Annotated in this window: 13 protein-coding genes and 2 pseudogenes; 4 read left to right on the forward strand and 11 right to left on the reverse strand. The window is 69.3% G+C overall.

Annotated elements, in window-relative coordinates:
- Positions 1-428: 428 nt before the first annotated feature.
- The gene (locus ABQ292_RS16755; protein WP_369208427.1) at positions 429-1,307 is read left to right on the forward strand and encodes a hypothetical protein; all 879 of its coding nucleotides are present in this window, start codon (positions 429-431) and stop codon (positions 1,305-1,307) included.
- Between the two features lie 360 nt (positions 1,308-1,667).
- On the opposite strand, the pseudogene ABQ292_RS16760 reads toward ABQ292_RS16755, so the two are convergent.
- The 3 genes and pseudogenes from ABQ292_RS16760 to ABQ292_RS16770 form a co-directional block, all read right to left on the reverse strand.
- Positions 1,668-2,078, reverse strand: a pseudogene (locus ABQ292_RS16760) (PhzF family phenazine biosynthesis protein); the annotation flags it as partial.
- Positions 2,079-2,413: 335 nt separating this feature from the next.
- On the reverse strand, positions 2,414-4,030 hold the full coding sequence (locus ABQ292_RS16765; RefSeq protein ID WP_369208429.1) for an SIR2 family protein: 1,617 nt from the start codon (positions 4,028-4,030) through the stop codon (positions 2,414-2,416).
- A gap of 218 nt (positions 4,031-4,248) precedes the next feature.
- Positions 4,249-5,616 (reverse strand): hypothetical protein, encoded by a 1,368-nt coding sequence (locus tag ABQ292_RS16770; protein ID WP_369208431.1) that lies wholly within the window; start codon positions 5,614-5,616, stop codon positions 4,249-4,251.
- 337 nt (positions 5,617-5,953) lie between these two features.
- Here ABQ292_RS16770 and ABQ292_RS16775 point away from each other — a divergent pair.
- Positions 5,954-6,256: pseudogene (locus tag ABQ292_RS16775) on the forward strand (phosphorothioated DNA-binding restriction endonuclease family protein); the annotation flags it as partial.
- A gap of 696 nt (positions 6,257-6,952) precedes the next feature.
- Here the strand turns inward: ABQ292_RS16775 and ABQ292_RS16780 are convergent.
- From ABQ292_RS16780 to ABQ292_RS16790, 3 genes are all read right to left on the reverse strand, one after another.
- Positions 6,953-7,468 carry a hypothetical protein gene (locus ABQ292_RS16780; RefSeq protein ID WP_369208433.1) on the reverse strand — a complete coding sequence of 172 codons (516 nt, stop codon included), beginning with the start codon at positions 7,466-7,468 and terminating at the stop codon, positions 6,953-6,955.
- A gap of 164 nt (positions 7,469-7,632) precedes the next feature.
- A complete protein-coding gene (locus ABQ292_RS16785) occupies positions 7,633-8,046 on the reverse strand; it encodes a type II toxin-antitoxin system VapC family toxin (RefSeq protein WP_369208435.1) in 414 nt (137 codons plus the stop codon).
- Positions 8,043-8,294, reverse strand: coding sequence for a hypothetical protein (locus ABQ292_RS16790; RefSeq protein ID WP_369208437.1), 252 nt, complete (start codon positions 8,292-8,294; stop codon positions 8,043-8,045). Before ABQ292_RS16790 ends, ABQ292_RS16785 begins: the two co-directional genes overlap by 4 nt.
- 81 nt (positions 8,295-8,375) lie before the next feature.
- On the opposite strand from ABQ292_RS16790, the gene ABQ292_RS16795 reads away from it, so the two are divergent.
- Together ABQ292_RS16795 and ABQ292_RS16800 are read left to right on the forward strand one after the other, a co-directional pair.
- A complete protein-coding gene (locus ABQ292_RS16795; RefSeq protein WP_369208439.1) occupies positions 8,376-8,591 on the forward strand; it encodes an excisionase family DNA-binding protein in 216 nt (71 codons plus the stop codon).
- Positions 8,592-8,632: 41 nt separating this feature from the next.
- A complete protein-coding gene (locus ABQ292_RS16800; RefSeq protein ID WP_369208441.1) occupies positions 8,633-9,763 on the forward strand; it encodes a tyrosine-type recombinase/integrase in 1,131 nt (376 codons plus the stop codon).
- 472 nt (positions 9,764-10,235) lie between these two features.
- On the opposite strand, the gene ABQ292_RS16805 is transcribed toward ABQ292_RS16800, so the two are convergent.
- From ABQ292_RS16805 to ABQ292_RS16825, 5 genes are all read right to left on the reverse strand, one after another.
- Entirely contained in the window at positions 10,236-11,159 is a 924-nt protein-coding gene (locus ABQ292_RS16805) for a hypothetical protein (protein ID WP_369208443.1), read from the reverse strand.
- A 552-nt stretch (positions 11,160-11,711) separates the two neighbouring features.
- On the reverse strand, positions 11,712-12,173 hold the full coding sequence (locus ABQ292_RS16810; protein ID WP_369208445.1) for a DUF6069 family protein: 462 nt from the start codon (positions 12,171-12,173) through the stop codon (positions 11,712-11,714).
- A 323-nt stretch (positions 12,174-12,496) separates the two neighbouring features.
- On the reverse strand, positions 12,497-12,724 hold the full coding sequence (locus ABQ292_RS16815; protein ID WP_369208447.1) for a hypothetical protein: 228 nt from the start codon (positions 12,722-12,724) through the stop codon (positions 12,497-12,499).
- A 371-nt stretch (positions 12,725-13,095) separates the two neighbouring features.
- Positions 13,096-14,742: an FAD-dependent monooxygenase gene (locus tag ABQ292_RS16820; RefSeq protein WP_369208449.1), complete on the reverse strand. Its 1,647-nt coding sequence runs from the start codon at positions 14,740-14,742 to the stop codon at positions 13,096-13,098.
- Positions 14,739-15,581: an alpha/beta fold hydrolase gene (locus ABQ292_RS16825; RefSeq protein ID WP_369208451.1), complete on the reverse strand. Its 843-nt coding sequence runs from the start codon at positions 15,579-15,581 to the stop codon at positions 14,739-14,741. The genes ABQ292_RS16820 and ABQ292_RS16825 overlap by 4 nt, the downstream gene beginning before the upstream one ends.
- Positions 15,582-15,583 lie beyond the last annotated feature (2 nt).

The raw sequence follows: 15,583 nt of genomic DNA on the forward strand, positions 1-15,583 counted from the left end.
CTAGGTGCGCGCCATGGCAAGCCGGTCTCGTAGGCCAGAAACGCGGCTAGACTCACCACATGAGCCGAGTCGACACGGACACGCTCGACTCGCCTAGACAGGAGCCCTTGCTTCGCGCTCTCTTAGGAGTCCTCTTCACAGTCGTGCTTCTCGGGGTGGCCGGGTGCTCTGACCCCGGCTTGGCTCCGGCCGCCGCAACCCAGTCGGACTCAGCTGAGACTGACGCGTCGGTTCCAACAATCATCGTTGGCAGTGACCCGGTGGCCCTGCGCACGTGTCCCATCCCGGGCGATGCGCCCGTTGGGCAAAACCCGTGGGGCTTGAATTGCCTTGTGCTGGTTCGCCTGGATCCCGGAACCACGGTCAAAATGCAGTGCTGGGTGAGCACGCAAGCGCCCCGCGGCGAATCCTCCGCCAAGTGGTTCTCCGTGAGCGTGGTCGACGGCGCTGCCGCCGGTGAGCGCGGATGGGTTTGGTCTGATCTGGTGTCCAAGCCCCAGCCGGTCACTGACGAGTGCGATCACATCGGACATGAGAACGAGCCAGCCCCTCCCCCACCGCCGCCATTAAATCTCGAGATCGTGGGCACCTGCACGACCGCTGGCGGAACGTTGACTTCCTCCTCGGCCAACTTCACCGCGGGCGGCGAGTACAACGTCGCCGCGACCTACCCCGACGGCCAGCCCTACACCAACCTCGACACCACCGGCACCGTGAACTCCGATGGAAGCCTCCCCTGGGAGTGGTCTTGCGAAGGCGACCCAGCGGGCACCTACACCACGTACCTGGTCGACTTGGCCACCGGCCGGGACGTGACGGCCACGTTCACGATCGATCCCGCCCCAGAAGCGCCGCAGGCTCCACAGGCGCCGGAGGCCCCCAGCGATCCCGAAGCCCCGACCAGCGACCCAGGAAACGCCCCGGGACCCGGCCCTGCTCCGGCTGAGCCGCAGGCGCCGTCCGAGCAAGTCCTGATCTACAACAAGGTCACCAACGGGTCGTCGGAGATGCGCGAAGACTCCCCTGCCTACCTGTCGACGACGCCGACCAACCACTGCAGTGAAAACGGATGCGCCCTCAGCGGCACCGACATGAATACCGGCGCCACGGCCACCGCCTCCTGCCAGACGATCGGCGACCGCACCACCAACGGGCAAGACGACTCAACCGTCGACGACGCCAATCCCGGCCTCTTCACTTCCGACCGGTGGTACGGCATTCGTTGGTCGGACGGCCGGTTCGGTTACCTGGCCGAGACCTGGACCGATCCTGCGGACCGAGGGGGCCAGGGCCTTCCGCAGTGCTGATTCGCCTCCGCCGATAAGACTGTCGGCTCCCGACAGAGGGGCATCTGCCTCGCCAGTGATCGTTGAGCGCCGCCGGGGTCTGAGTCTGGTAAGGCGCGCAGGCCGGCCGGCTATGCTTGAGGATCACAGCCGACGCGGTGGCTGGAAGCGAGGCGTAAAAGCGGAACGTCCCCGGCGCGCCAAATTGTCGGTCAACGCTGTGGAAAGTAACGGTTGACCAGCACTTTCAGCGTTGGCCAGGTGTGGCCGACAGTGGTTCGGAACGGCAGTCTTGTTGACTGGTCGTTGACTGACGTCCACGCGCTCGGGCGTGTTAGAGACGCTTGGGAGTGCGGGTGCTGCATGTGGCCGTCGCCTTCGTCATGGGGATGACGAACGACTCATCCCGACCGCGGCGTAGGCGGCGGCATGGCGGTCCAGATATCGGTCAGAGCAGGTACCCGGTGGCAGCCGTCCGTGCCTTCCTGCCAGAAGGACCCGTCCCGCGTCCGTGGTGATGACGGTCAGATCTCCCCCGCGTGGAGACGCCTGCTCAGCGGACACCGTGGTCCCGAGCTTGGCACGCCAGTGGGGGCCGATCGTCCAATGGGTTGACCCAGCCACCGGGTCCTCCGGGATCCCGTAGGCGGGGGCGAAGTAGCGCGACACGACTCCGCCGGCCCGACGCCTGGCGGTGACGATCAGACCGCCGACCGCCAGACGCGCCACCGCCTGCAGGTCGGGCGAGAGGTCGCGCGCGGCGTCCTCCGACTCGAGGACCGAGAGCATGTTGCGCTCACCGGCCTTGAAGGGTTAGTGATGCCCGTCCACATGGGCTCTGGGCCAGCGAGGCTGGCCGACCAGGCGCTTCGGCGACGGCATCACGTGCGTGGCGGGCACCGCGGGGAAGTCGAGCGCAATCCATTCTGCTCTCGCACGGCGGTGGCCGTCCGCTTCCGGTCGTGGAGGCGACCACCTCCTGCAGGACGCCGGACTCCCAGAGCCAGTAGGCGCTGGCCAGCGTGGCGCGCCCGCACAGCGACCTCCGCTACCGGGGTGAACCAGGGCAGCCGGAACCTGCGATCTACCGCGCGACCCACCAAGGCTTATCCATACCGTCAGGGCGATTAAGGGGCATCCGTACCGTTCCGCAAGTAGTCATAGCGGCAGAGCACCTTCCACCAAGCAGGTTCGTGTCCAGTCCCCTCAGTCTCTTGACGCAGGTCTATGAGAGTTTGCCTGTACTCGTCCAGCGAGAAGCCCGCTGGGTCGAGCGCGAGCAGAGCCTCCATCTGTACATAGAGAGCCAGGCCAGACTGCCTAACGGAACTCGGAGTTGAGTGCTGCCCCTCGACATCGCGCGCGAATCGCTGTCGCTGCGACGGATTGAGGCGAAGGGTGCTTATCCTCTCAACGCAGGCCGCCACAGCGGCGGGCATCCCGGAGTAGTCAACTTCTCCGCCAGGCCCAATGCGCCCGAGTTCCCTGAGGTACTTGAAGACTGGGATGTAACCAGAGCCACCGGACCGGCTCCTGATCGATGGAACGGCGAGCGTAAGCACGCTCTCCGCATCATAATGACTGTCACTTGCCCCCAGCACGTCAAGTCCGAGGTCCGTCCGGCTAATACCTCGGATCCCCAGTTCAGCAATCTGGTGCGTCTGCGAAGGTGAGAACTCGCCGACACCGAAGACGACCTTCAAACCTTCTGCGCCAGGCGCATCGATCGGGATGGCTGCCACTGCTTCCCGGCTTAGGTCGCGTTCCGCTACGAGGTTGTAGACGACTTCTCGCAGCTTCCGTAGTACCTGCGCGGGAAAAGGACGCTGAAGTCGCGTGAGGACTCCGTACAGCAAGGAGTAATCATTTATCGATATGTGCAGGATCGGCAGTCCAGTTCCGCCTATGGCCATTGTGGTAGGCCCCATCTCCGGTTCGAATCCCTCGGCGTTCCGCTCTACGAAGATGAGACGATCCGCTAAACGACCCAGCCTTGTCGGGCCCACGGCGAGCGCGATGTTCCGAAGAATCTCCTGAATGTACTCATCGGTGATGCTGTACCCAAGGAAGATCACCGGATGCTCGGCGAAGATAGTCAGCAGTTTGGCCGCCAGATAGGCCCCCCGTTGACGGAACGCCTCGTAGTCGGTGGATGTGAGCACAAGGGTAGAAGGCCTGGACGCGCTGCCGTGAATCTTGTATGTCTCGGCGATGAACTGCGCGTCGCTCAGCATCAACTCGTCCTGGCCTATGTAGGCCTTGAAGTCAGGAAAGAGTTGGTCAGTAAGGGAGTCGTAATTCGTAGTGATGACGCCATCAATTACGCCGTTGCGTAGCAAGTCGATCTCGGAGGCGAGTGCCTTATCGTCGACGCCTGGGCGGCCTGCCTCAAGGGTCTGATTGTCCTCTATGTACTGAGACACGGCGATCTTGAGCGCCGACTCCCTGTTTAGCGTCTCCGACCGATTACGGTCTCGGCTGGGTGCGAACTGATCGTCCGTCCACCACTTCGCATGGAATTCCTCGGCGAGAAGGTGAGCGATGAGTGGGTAGTCCCCGTTGGCAGTCGCCGCGAGATAGTCGTAGCTTGCGCCGATCTGCTCGGCGAAATGTCTCAGTAGGCCTGCCCAATCGGGTAATCTAAGGTAACGACGGGACATTCCGCTGCCTATAAAGAGATACGGAAGTGCGGACTGCCCTTCAAGTATCGAGAATAAACGACTCTCGAACTCTTCTCGCCGCACGAGTCACCTCGCCTTAATGTCGGACGGAGTGTGACAGTCTTACCATCGGGTGTAGCTGCATACCCGCCGACAAACCGGTTGAGGACACCTACGCTCGCCCAGCCCGCCTCAAGGGCGGCCAAAGAGACGATGCGCGTGGCGCAGGCTCCTCGACTGGTCTCGCAACCGCTCGCTGCTCCGCGAACCGATGCCGCCGCTCGTTGAGCAGTCCGTCGTCGCTACGGAAGGACGAGCTGCATCAGCAGCGACTCAACGGTCACCAGGAGCATCCGGGCCTGAGCGACCGTGGCCTCCCCTGGCGCATGCTTGATCCCCTGAGCCTGCTCGAGCACCCGGGCCACCAGGGCGGACAGGGCCTCGGCCTGGCTCTGTACGAGGCGACGGTCGCCGGAGCGGTTCCGCAGGGCGAACGCGATCCGCGCCGAGCGAGTGGGCTTTCCGTCGTGCAGCTCGGCTGTGGTCGGCCTCCTGCCCTCGCGGTGCAGCCACGCCAGGGCGTCCTCCGGCGGCGCGAGCGCACGGAGGGTGTGATCGACGGCCTCGACCACGCAGTGAGCGATCTTCGACGCTGCGGCGGCGCCGTCGCGTACGACGTCGTCCCACCCGCCCTCGATGAAGGCGACAATGGCCGTGTCGATGAGCCGGAGGGCCTCGAACAGCTCAAGGCGAGCGGCCATCGCGCCGTCGTGCCAAGGGCCGATGAGCTGTTTCTCGACGTCGGTCGCGACCTGTTCGCTGTCGTCGCCGGTGGCCTGAATCAGCACCTCACCGCCGATGAGCCCGCCGACGGTCGCGCTCGCGGCGGCCGACATCTCCACCCGGTGCGGCGTCGGCGTCAGCGTCAGGTACCGACGCCACGCCCTCGTGCTGTGCGCGGTCGCGGCGGCGAGCGCCCGATCGGGCGTGGACACGGCAAGCTGCTCGGCGAAGCCGGCGGCGGCACGGGTGCGTATCCCGAGGACATCGAGCAGTGCGGCGTCGATCTGGGCGGGCCGGACGTCAATCAGATGCGAGACGTCGGCCTGGGCGAGCAGGGAGAGCCGCCAGGTCTCCACTCCGGTGTTCGGGAGGGCCGCGCGCGCGAGGCTCGCGGTGGCCGCGAGCTGTACTGGGTGCAGAACGGACGGCGTGATCCGGTCAAGGACCTTCAGCTGCTCGACGACGAGTGGCGCGTCCGGTCGAACGGCAGCGGCCAGCTCCTCGATCGCCCCGGAGAGGTGGCGCATCTGTGCCGCCAGCGGTGAGGTGTGGGCCTCTCCAAGCACCGCCTGCAGGAGCTGCATGTTGGGCCCGGTGATCTGCTCGAACAGCGGTGGTTGCGCCATCCGCGAGACGTTGGCCGCCAGGGTGCTCTTGGTGATTGCCTGGATGGCCTCGTGCACCCGGTCGGTCCCGGAAATGCTCCGCAGGTTCTCCTGCAGCTGGCTGGCTCCGGTGATCGCCCGGATCGCCTCCTGCACCTGGTCGGTCCCGGAGATGCTCCGCAGGTTCTCCTGCAGCTGGCTGGCTCCGGTGATCGCCCGGATCGCCTCCTGCACCCGGTCGGTTCCGGTGATCGCCCGGAGGTTTGCCTGCACGCGCTGCATCTCGGCCGCGAGGGCCTCGTCGAGCAGGCCAGGAGCTCGGGTTGTGGGCGGGAGGCCAGGCTCAGACGCGGGAGCGTTGGCGGAGCCTTGAGATGGTGCCAGTGGTGCTGTGGCCTCCGCGGGGGCGGGCGCTTCCACATGGTCGGCCGATCCCGTCGCCTCCGCCGGCTCATCCGGTACCTGAGAGTCATGAGCCTCGGACTCGACCGTATGGACGTCGTCTGCTCGATCTCCCTGCGTGCTCTCGGGCGGGTCGTTCACAGTCATCGCATGGGAGCGTACGAGGTAGGTCGTCTCGACCAGGCTCCTGGAGCGGCAGGCCTGCCGATGACCACCGCTGTGCCCTGTCGCGACGGGCGGGCCCGATGAGCCGGCGACGCAGCGGTGGCTCAAGCGGGTCCGCGGCTTCCGTACCGGGGTCCGGGACGGGCAGCGCGCGCCGCACAAGCCGCTGCTGCCCCCATGAGTGCTCGGCTGCGTCGAGGACGGACGTACCGGCCCGGTGACCTTCGCCGAGCTGGAGGAGCCGGTCCGCGGGCTGCTGCGTGACTTTGGCCCGCCGCGGACCAGCTACCACCCAGCGTTCCCGTTCCACCACCTGACCAGCGACGGACTGTGGGCCATCACAGACGCGACCGGCGTGCCCCCGTGCAGGTACAGACGGTGCCGGTCGTCCGCCGCTCGGTGAGCAAGCTCGGCCCCGTACGCACAGCCGGGCTCAGTGGCGGTGAAGGCATGAGGCATACAGGCATCGGTGTCCAGCGCCAGCTGCAGGCCTCCCGCTTTCGCATGACGACCTCCAGGGCACCCGGCAGCCGTCATCCCACCGTCGCCGCCGGCCTGCCAGCCGCCGCCGCCGCCCCCACCCGACAGCCGACCCGTCGTGCGCCGGGCCGCCCCAGGCCGGCACAGCGCTCCCCGCCGCCGCTTGACCCAGCGAAGCTGACGCGGCGTTCGATCCGGCCCGACACCCCGAGCCCCCTCGCAAGCACCCGGCCTGCCCGACGCCTGGTCCCCTGATGCCAGCACCACCAGCCGCACATCGGCGCAACAGCTGCACGCCGACCCGACTGCAGAAGCTCAAGATCACGAGGCGACACACGTCTTGCACCGCCGGACCTGCACGCTTATGACGCGCGAGCGAGCGAAGGGACGGCACTGCGCATACCGGAGCCTTGGACTCGCTGGGACGTGTTTCCGGAGGTGGTGGCGGGCCGCGCAGCGGCCATGAGGATGGTGCGCGCGTCGCCGAGCCGCGAGGCGGTTCGCTTCGACGTGTCCTGCAGCCGTCGGGGCTGCGCTCCTGCTGTCAGCCCGTGGTGAGCCACGCCAGTAGCTACTCCGACACCCCGTCCGCGGCGGGCACCTCCAGGCCGAGCTGATCAGCGATCCGCACGGCAATCGCCGGTACTGACAGGTCGAGGCGTTCTACGGCGGCGCGGCAGTAGAGGAGGACCGCCGAGACGGCGTACGTCCACAGCCGCGGTTCCCAGCCGCCGGCCTCCATCAGCAGATCGGGATGCAGTCCGCCGCGCATGCACGCTGCCGCGTAGATGGCGTACTGCGTCCGGCGGCGCACGGTGCGGCCGTCGAGCACATGGTCGGCCAGGTAGCGATCCGTCAGCCCCTCGTACTCCAGCCGGTCGCTCCCCGGCGGGCAGGCCAGCCCCAGCGCCGCCGCTGCCACCTCCAGCAGCGCGACGTCCGGGGTGAAGTGGCCGCGGACGTCGCACGGGCGGACCGACAGCATGAGCTCGAAGGCGTCCTCGTTCCCGCCAGCCAGCCCGGACAGGATCGCGATCTGCGCTCTGCGGTGCAGAACGTCCGGATCCTCGCCCGATCGCTCAGCCACGGCGCGATCGTCCCGCGCCAGGCCGTGACGCATCCACTCTCGTCGCCCGCTCACTCGTCACAACGAGTTCCACGGACCGCGAATGCATGAGGTGTGACGGCTCGTGATCTTGTGCCTTCGGAGGCGGTCGAGGGGAGGCCGTAGGGGACGTGGAGGCGAGCCGGCTACCAGATGATCTCGACTGGGCCGGCTTGCCCGATGGCGGTGATGGCGCGGTCCTTGGTGACCAACGGAGCCCCGAGATCGATCGCCGTCGCGGTGATCAGCCGGTCCCAGGGGTCCCGGAGCGCAGCCAACGCCGCCGCGTCAAAGTAGGCCACGACGGGACCCGTGATCGCGGCCGAGCTGATGTTCCAGCTCGGGTCTTCCGTGACCGCCCACCAGCGATGAACGTCAGCCGGGCTGAAGCGACCGGCCCGCTGGAGGTAGTGCAGGTCGAGGCGACTCGCCATGGAGACGACGATGCCGCCGTCGGGATCCTGCTGGGCCTGCTCAAGCACCTCCCGGGCTCGCGCACTCAGGTGCTCGTCGGCCTCGAGGAACCAGATGAGGGCATGCGTGTCAGCGACGACCCTCACCGGTCGGGATGCGTCGGACCAGACTCGACGTCCTCGACGGCCAGGCGGCTGGCCGCCTCGAACTCCTCCCAGGACACCTCAGGCAGCTCTCCGCGGAGCGCGCCGTAAGCCTGCCGGATCGGCGGGCGTGCGGTCCGAGCCACGATGCGCAGGTGCGCGCCCGGCCGGACACCATGGCGTGCCAGCTCCTCGGGTGCGATGCCGCCATCAGCACCCACCACGACCTCGAAGCCCGGGTCCGCACTCACGCATTCGATGATCACACGGCGAGACAGTGACCGGAAGCAGGGCTGGAGGAGTACTGGAGGACGCCGACGACGCTCGACTGCATGACGTCGCGCGCGGCACAGGGTCAGGAGCTCGACCGCGGCCCGCTGCTAACGGTTGCGCAGGCCGGTGAGTACCTGGGCACCGGTGAGCGGTTCATCCGCCGACTGATCACCGAACGCCGCATCGCCTACGTCAAAGTTGGCAAGTTTGTGCGCCTGGAGCGCGCGACGCTAGACGCCTTTGTGGACGCCGGCCGCGTCCACAGTCAGCGGTAACGACGGCGGACAACCGCTGACGCTCCCGGCAGGGTCGCGGCGTGGCCAAGCGGACGTTCGGGACAGTCGACGAGCTCCCCAGCGGTCGCCTTCGCGCTCGGTACCGCGGCCCTGATGGTCGACGTCACGCCAAGGTCTTCACCACCAAGGCCGACGCCTGGGCATGGCTGGCCACCCAGCAGACCGACCTGCTCCGCAAGAGCTGGCGAGCGCCGAACGTCAGCAGCCGCACCGTCGGTGAGTACGCCGAGGACTACCTCGCCCGCCACGACCTCCGTGCGAGCACCCGAGTCCTGTACGCCGGCCTGTGGCGTCACCACCTCGCCGGGCCGTGGGCGGACGTCCCCGTCGACGAGGTCACGCCGGCCGCTGTCCGCTCGTGGCACTCCAAGGCCGGCCGGACGACAGGCCCCACGGCGGTGGCTCAGGCGTACCGGCTCCTGCGGGCGATTCTCAACGTGGCGGTCGCCGACGAGGTCATCTCGTCCAACCCGTGCCGGCTACGGGGCGCCGGTACGCCCAAGGCCTCCCGTCCCTCCCGTGCGCTCACCGCGACCGAGGCCATGCTGCTGGCGGATCAACTGGAGAAAGACCGGAGAACCGAGCGCTACCGGGCCCTCGTGCTCGTGCTCGCCTTCGGTGGCCTCCGGTTCGGCGAGGCCACCGCCCTACGCCGGTCCGACGTCCTCCCCGGCGGTCGACTGCGCATCGAGCGTTCCGTGCGGCGCGTCGAGGGCCGGTGGGTGGTCGGCGAGCCCAAGACCGACGCCGGACATCGGACAGTGACCCTTCCGGCCGGGATCGCGGCGGTACTGGCGGACCACCTGGAGAAGCACGTCCCCGCTCCTCCAGAAGGTCTCCTGTTCTCCACCAGTTCCGGCGGCTACCTCGCCCGCAGCAACTGGAACTTGACCTTCCGTCGCGCCGCCGACGCCATCGGCTTGCCGGCGGTCCGGCCGCACGAGCTCCGCCACACCGGCGCCACCCTCGCCGCGGCCACCGGCGCCACCACCAAGGAGCTGATGCGCCGGCTCGGCCACTCCTCCCCCGCCGCGGCCCTGCTCTACCAGCACGCCGCGGAGAACCGCGACGCCGAGATCGCCCGTGCCCTCGACGCCATGCTGGGCGCAGTACGAAACCCATCGGACGACGACCCGAAGCAGGACGAATAGCAACGACATGCCGCGGTGGGTCACGCGTGGGTCACGCCGGAACCCTGGGTCATACCTGGGTCACGGACGGCCCTCCGAAGACCAAATACCGCCGCTGACCAGCGCATACGAGCCGGGAGGATCCCGCCTTCCAAGCTGGCCATGCCGGTTCTATCCCGGTCACCCGCTCCACGCACTCCCGCAACCTGTCAGCTCTCCTGTAGCAGCACTGGAGGAGCCTCCCGAAGGCCCGTTCCAGGCCCTTGGAGACCCCTGCCTTACGCTCCCTTGGTCATGGACCGGGCACGCCGGACGGGTCGATGCGGCCAGGTAGGGGCCTTGTCCGCCCCTCGCTCTGACCACCACTGCCCGGTGCAGCTCGCGGTCGATCCCCCGCGACGGGTCCGAGCCGTGGTACTCGGCCTCGCCGATGGGTGGGCCGGCGGGGCGGCGACCCGCGGTGGTGCCCTCAGCGTCCCGCCGCGGGATCCGGTCAGACGTTCCAGGGCATGCTGGGGAACCAGCCGTAGCCGAACATCGCCGGGAGCCTGAGGTCCCAGTACACGACGAGGAAGGTGCCGAAGAGCACCAGAGCCGAGCCAGCGGCGAGCGCCGCGTTCTGCGGTCGGGCCATCCACCGGCCGAAGCGCGTGCGGGTGACCACGACGAGGAGGGCGGCCGCGAGCAAGCCCATCACCAGGATGTTGCCGACGGACTGCAGGACGAAGGTGAGGGATCCGTACAGGGGGTTGCCCTGCTCGATGGCGTACCCGAGGAGCTTGGCGAACAGTGGGTAGGGCCGGCCCACGAGGAAGCCGCCGACGAGTGCGCCGACCACGATCATCCGGGTGCGCGGGCGAGCCGCGAAGGGGTCCCGCAGGTACCCGAGGGAGACCAGGCCGAGGTAGACGAAGACCAGGCCGATCACGCCGAACGTGACCGAGGCCTGGACGAGTCGCACGGGGATCCCGGAACCGACGGTGTCGGCGGACAGCTGCGGTAGCGACGGTCCGATCAGGACGGCGGCCGCCCCGTAGGCCGCCGAGACCGCCAGCATGCCGATCGCCAGCCAACCCATCGGCTTCAGTGCCGCCCGCAGCCGGCCCTGGTCCCGGCCGGTCATCTCGGGAAGGACCCCGAACACCGCGATGTTGCAGGCCGTGAACGTACCGGCCAGGCCTGTGACGAGAGCGAACAGCGCGCCGGTCAGGGCACCGCTGATCGCGGTCTCCTCCGCGTCGTAGCCGAGGATGCCGTTGGCCACGTTGTCACCGATGGTGTCGTCGACCAGGCGGTAGGACCAGACGACGGCGAGCAGGGTGCCACCGACGACGGCCCACAGCGCAACCAGGCTCCTCCGCCGCGACGCCGGCGCGGGTGAGACCCCGGTCGTGCGCCGGGGCTGGGTGAGAGTCATTCCGAGGTCTCCCTTGCTTCGGGCGTGCACCGTGAGGGGCGGCTGAGGACGACGAGGTCGGACGGGTGCGGACCGGGGCTCGGTGAGCCCCTGTCGGGGTCCTGGGCCGGCCGCCGCACGGCACCAGCCGTCGGATCGCTCGGCGCAGGAGTGTGCGTGGGCGTCGGCGCGGCGGCTCCGAGCACCGACGAGGCCGGTACTGACGAGGCCGGTACTGACGAGCAGGGCGGTCAGGGTCGTCGGAGTCGACGTGTACGGACCAGCCGCTCACCGGAACACCCGGACGTCCCACTCGGAGCTGCGTGGTCATGCCCTGCCACGACCACAGCGCATCGCCGCGATCGCCGCGATCGCCGCGATCGCCGCTGACGCTCTCGTGCTGCCCAGGCGACCGCGGGAGGGGAGCTGACCTCACTGCCCTGGAATCCGCTCGCCTGCGCAGCGAGTTCGGCGACGTGCTCATCAGCTGCCTGGGCGTGGCGGGCCTCGCCGCTGCCCGCGTCGAGCCGCCTCCATCACCGCGACAGCACTCGTCGTCTCACCGCTGGGTGTTCACTCGCGTGGTCGCGAGCGCGAGGGGCGGCGGGTGCGAGAGGTCCGGCGGAGAACGGGGATCAGCACGGCCGCGACCACCACGTGGAGGAGTGCGAGGGTGACCTTCGTCGCTGCGGTCGCGTCGACACCGAGTGGACCGACGAGGGAGAGCAGCAGCGCGGCGACGGCGATCGCCGTCCACGTGCCCTTGGCGCGCGGTGCCCGCCGCTCCAGGAGGGCCAGCAGCGCCCATCCCAGCAGAGAGGCAGTGAAGCCGGCCCCCAGGACGGCGGCAGCGCCGACGGTTCGAGTGGTCGCTCCGCTGGCGACCTCGAGATCAAGGCCCGAGATCGGTACCGCGACGACCCATCCGGCAAGGGCGGCCAGGGTTGCGCCCACCACCGCGACGATGCGTGTGCGAGCGACGGAGCGACGGGCGATCGGCGGGGCGGCGGACTGGTCCGTGACGTGAGCGGCCATCGATGGTTCCTCTCGGGAGAGACGTGCGTCTTGACGGTGGGACGTTGTCGACGGCGCCTGTACACGGCCCCGCCCCTGGAGCCCATCTGCCGCGACGGGGCCGGACGTCGATCCCCGCCGACAGGCGTTCGTGCAGAGGAGTCACTGGTCCGCGTGTCGCGGCACGCGGCGCTCGTCCTGGCCGAGTCAGCTGCGCCTGCACCCCGTCGTGATCCCCGTTCGGGTCTTCGCGGCGTGCTGCCGTCCTCAGGAGCGACAACCTGTCCGGGATCGACCTGCCCGCCGGCGGCCAGCGACCTCACCGGAGCCGCGGCGGGATGTCGTCACTCCTCGGGGCGGCTGATCTCGAGGCGGTCGGACGTACAGACCCCGGAGTCGTTCCACATGTCGAGGAGAGCGTCGATCCGCTCCCGACACCTGGCGACTCTCGTGCGCCCAGCCCTGTCGTCCTCCCCCGAGTGGGCGCGCCTGGCCCAGACCAGATCCACCCGCGCCAGATCCAGCTCGAGCAGCAGTTCGACCGGAACGCCCCTCGTGACTGCAGAAGTCATCGGGATCCTCCTCTCGAGTCAGCGACAGGCCCGCTACCTGTGCACGGCGAGGTGGCATCGCGCACGAAGCCACCGGCCCGGAGGAGGGATCCCACTGCCCTCGCGTGTCCGAGCCACGGCCCCAGTCAAGCCGGGACAGGCCGGCGTGCACTACTTCTCGACTGCGGGTCCCGCGGCGACCGGCCAGGAGAGCCAGTACCGCCTGAACCTCGGACGAACGGCGCTCACGGGAGCCGCGATCAACCTCTCCCGACCGACGTGATCGTCCACCGCCGCGACGGGGATCCGGGGAGAGCAGGGTGCCTCGAGGCGGCGACCGCCGAGCGGGTCCACCGGTACGCCGTCCACCGGTCCCGGGACGGTTCGGCCCGTCATGACGAGATGGCCGCAGCTCCGGGCACGGCCACCAGGTCGATCCGGCCGGCGATCAACGCCAGACGCACCTGCGACCACAGGTCGGCCTCCCCGGCGCCGACGACGTGTGCCCCCGGCTCCGACGGCAGCGCCACGGCGACCGCCAGGCCGGCCTCGTGCCGGATCCGCGAGGCGAACCTCGTCGTCTCGTCCCAGGACTGCCCGGCCGGGATCACCACCCCCGCCGCCCCGCGGTCCCGGATGTCTCGTGCGGTCAGCACCAGTCGGTCCCCATCAGCGGACCACTCCGGCCCCTCCGGGGAGGGGAGGAACCCGAACCGGGCACGCGCCGTCGAGCCATGGTCCTCCAACCACAGGAACCCGTCACGAACGGCGGACGCACGGACCAGGCGGGACGGGAACCTCGTACCGCCCAGCCGGAGCGGTGCAGCGACAGGGGTGTCGGCGAGCTGACCCGTGCCCGCGTTGCGCCGCAGGAACTCCTCCTCGGCTTCGGCCACACGGTCCGGGAACCGGCGGAGCAGCCCCTGGGCACCGACTGCGCCGCTCCGGGTGACGAAGTGCATGCCGAACTGCTCCGGAGGCAGGTGCATCCGCGTCCGGACCGTCTCCCACCAGTGCATGCTCGTCTCCGACAGGAACTGCGTGCGGGCCACCGGCCCGTGGCGTCGGGCTCCGTACTGACGGAACGCCGCCCGTGGGTCGTCGTGCTCCGCCACCGCGCTCGCCAAGGCGTGAGCGTCTTCCAGGGCCAGCTTGGTCCCTGACGACACGGTGAAGTGCGCCGTGTGAGCCGCATCGCCCAGCAGGACCGAGCGGCCGTCGTGCCACCGCCGGTTGCGGACGACCTCGAAACGGCGCCATCGGCTCCGGTGGCTCACCAGCGGGGAGCCCTGCAGGTGCTCGGCGAACACCTCGGACAGCAGGTCGAGCGCGGACCCGTCGACGACCTCGGCCCCGTGCAGGCCCGCGTTGCGCCACGTCGCGTCGTCCATCTCCACGACGACCGTGCTGGCTCCCGGGCCATGGGAGTAGCAGTGCGCGGCCATGGGTCCGTACTCGGTCGGCTGGAACACCAGCGAGGAGACGTCACCGAAGTCGGCGGAGGTGCCGAGCCAGACGAAGCGCGAGTGTCCGGTACGCACGGTCGTCCCGAACGTGGCGGCGCGCGCGGCTCGGTGCACCGAGGCCGCCCCGTCGGCGAGGACGACGACGTCGGCCTCGGCGTCGATCCGGGGACCGTCCTCGCCGGTGCCGACGACGTGCCGGTGGTGGATCCGCGCGCCCACCTCCCGAGCCCTGTCGGCCAGCAGGCCGAGCAACGCGGCGCGGGACACCGATGTGGCACCGAACCCCGGGTAGGCCAGGCGGGCGCCGGAGATCCGCACCTCGACCCCCGACAGCGGCCTGCCCGCCTCCACGATGCGGTGGTGGGTGTCCGGATCGGCAGCGGCGACACCGGCCATGGCCCGCGCCGACAGGGTGACGCCGAAGCCCGGAGCCTGACCGGGTGCGCGGCGTTCGTACACGTCGATGGCGGTACCGGGGCACAGCAGACCCACCATCCGGGCGAAGAACAACCCCGCCGGGCCGCCTCCGATGACGGCGATGCGCCGGGTGCGCGATCCCGGTACGCCGGTCACCCCCGCTGCTCCAGCAGCACCGCCAGCCGTTCGGAGAACTCCCGCGGGTGCGTCACGTGACCGAGGTGTCCGCCCGGGACGTCGACGAGCTCGACACCGAGTCGCTCGGCCAGGACGACGTTCACACGGGCGCCGGCGAGGTGGCGCGAGTCCTCCCCGCCGAGCAGCACGACGCGGTCGGCCACCGTCCGCAGCGCCTCGACGTCCGGGACGAACGCCGGGAAGGTCCGCATGTCGTGTTCCATCCAGAATCGCTGGTTGTCGCGGATCCGGGTGAGCATCGCCCGGAGTTCCTGCGGGGGTGGCTGGAAGGCCTCGGGAGGGCGGTTTCCCCCGTCGGCACCGAGGTAGCCCTTGAACATCGCCAGCGCGGGAGCGAGCCCCTGCTGCCGGTAGGTGGCGTAGACGGCCTCGTGGAAGGCGATCTCCTCGGCCGCCTCGGGTAGCACCGACACCACCGGTGGCTCGTGGACGAACAGCAGTCGCACCCGGTCGGGCAGGCGTGCGAGCAGGGCGAGCGCGATGGTCGCCCCGGTACACGTGCCGAACACGTGCGCCGGCCCACCGACCAGGTGGTCGAGCAGCGCCCGGACGTCGTCGACCTCACCGTCCAGCCGCTGGTCGTCGTCGACGGGGCCGTCCACGCTGCTGCGGGAGAAGCCGAGCCGGTCATAGGTGATCACCGTGTACCGGTTCCCGAGCAGTCCCGCGACCGGCCGGTACGGCCCCGCATCCCCGTTCCCCGTGGGGATCAGCAGCAGCGGCGGGCCGCTGCCGCACACCTCGTGGTACAGGCGCCCACCCGGCCGGTCCAGGAAGCCGGTGACGGGTCGGTTCATCA

The sequence above is a fragment of the Geodermatophilus maliterrae genome (assembly GCF_041018925.1).
Taxonomy (GTDB): Bacteria; Actinomycetota; Actinomycetes; order Mycobacteriales; family Geodermatophilaceae; genus Geodermatophilus; species Geodermatophilus maliterrae.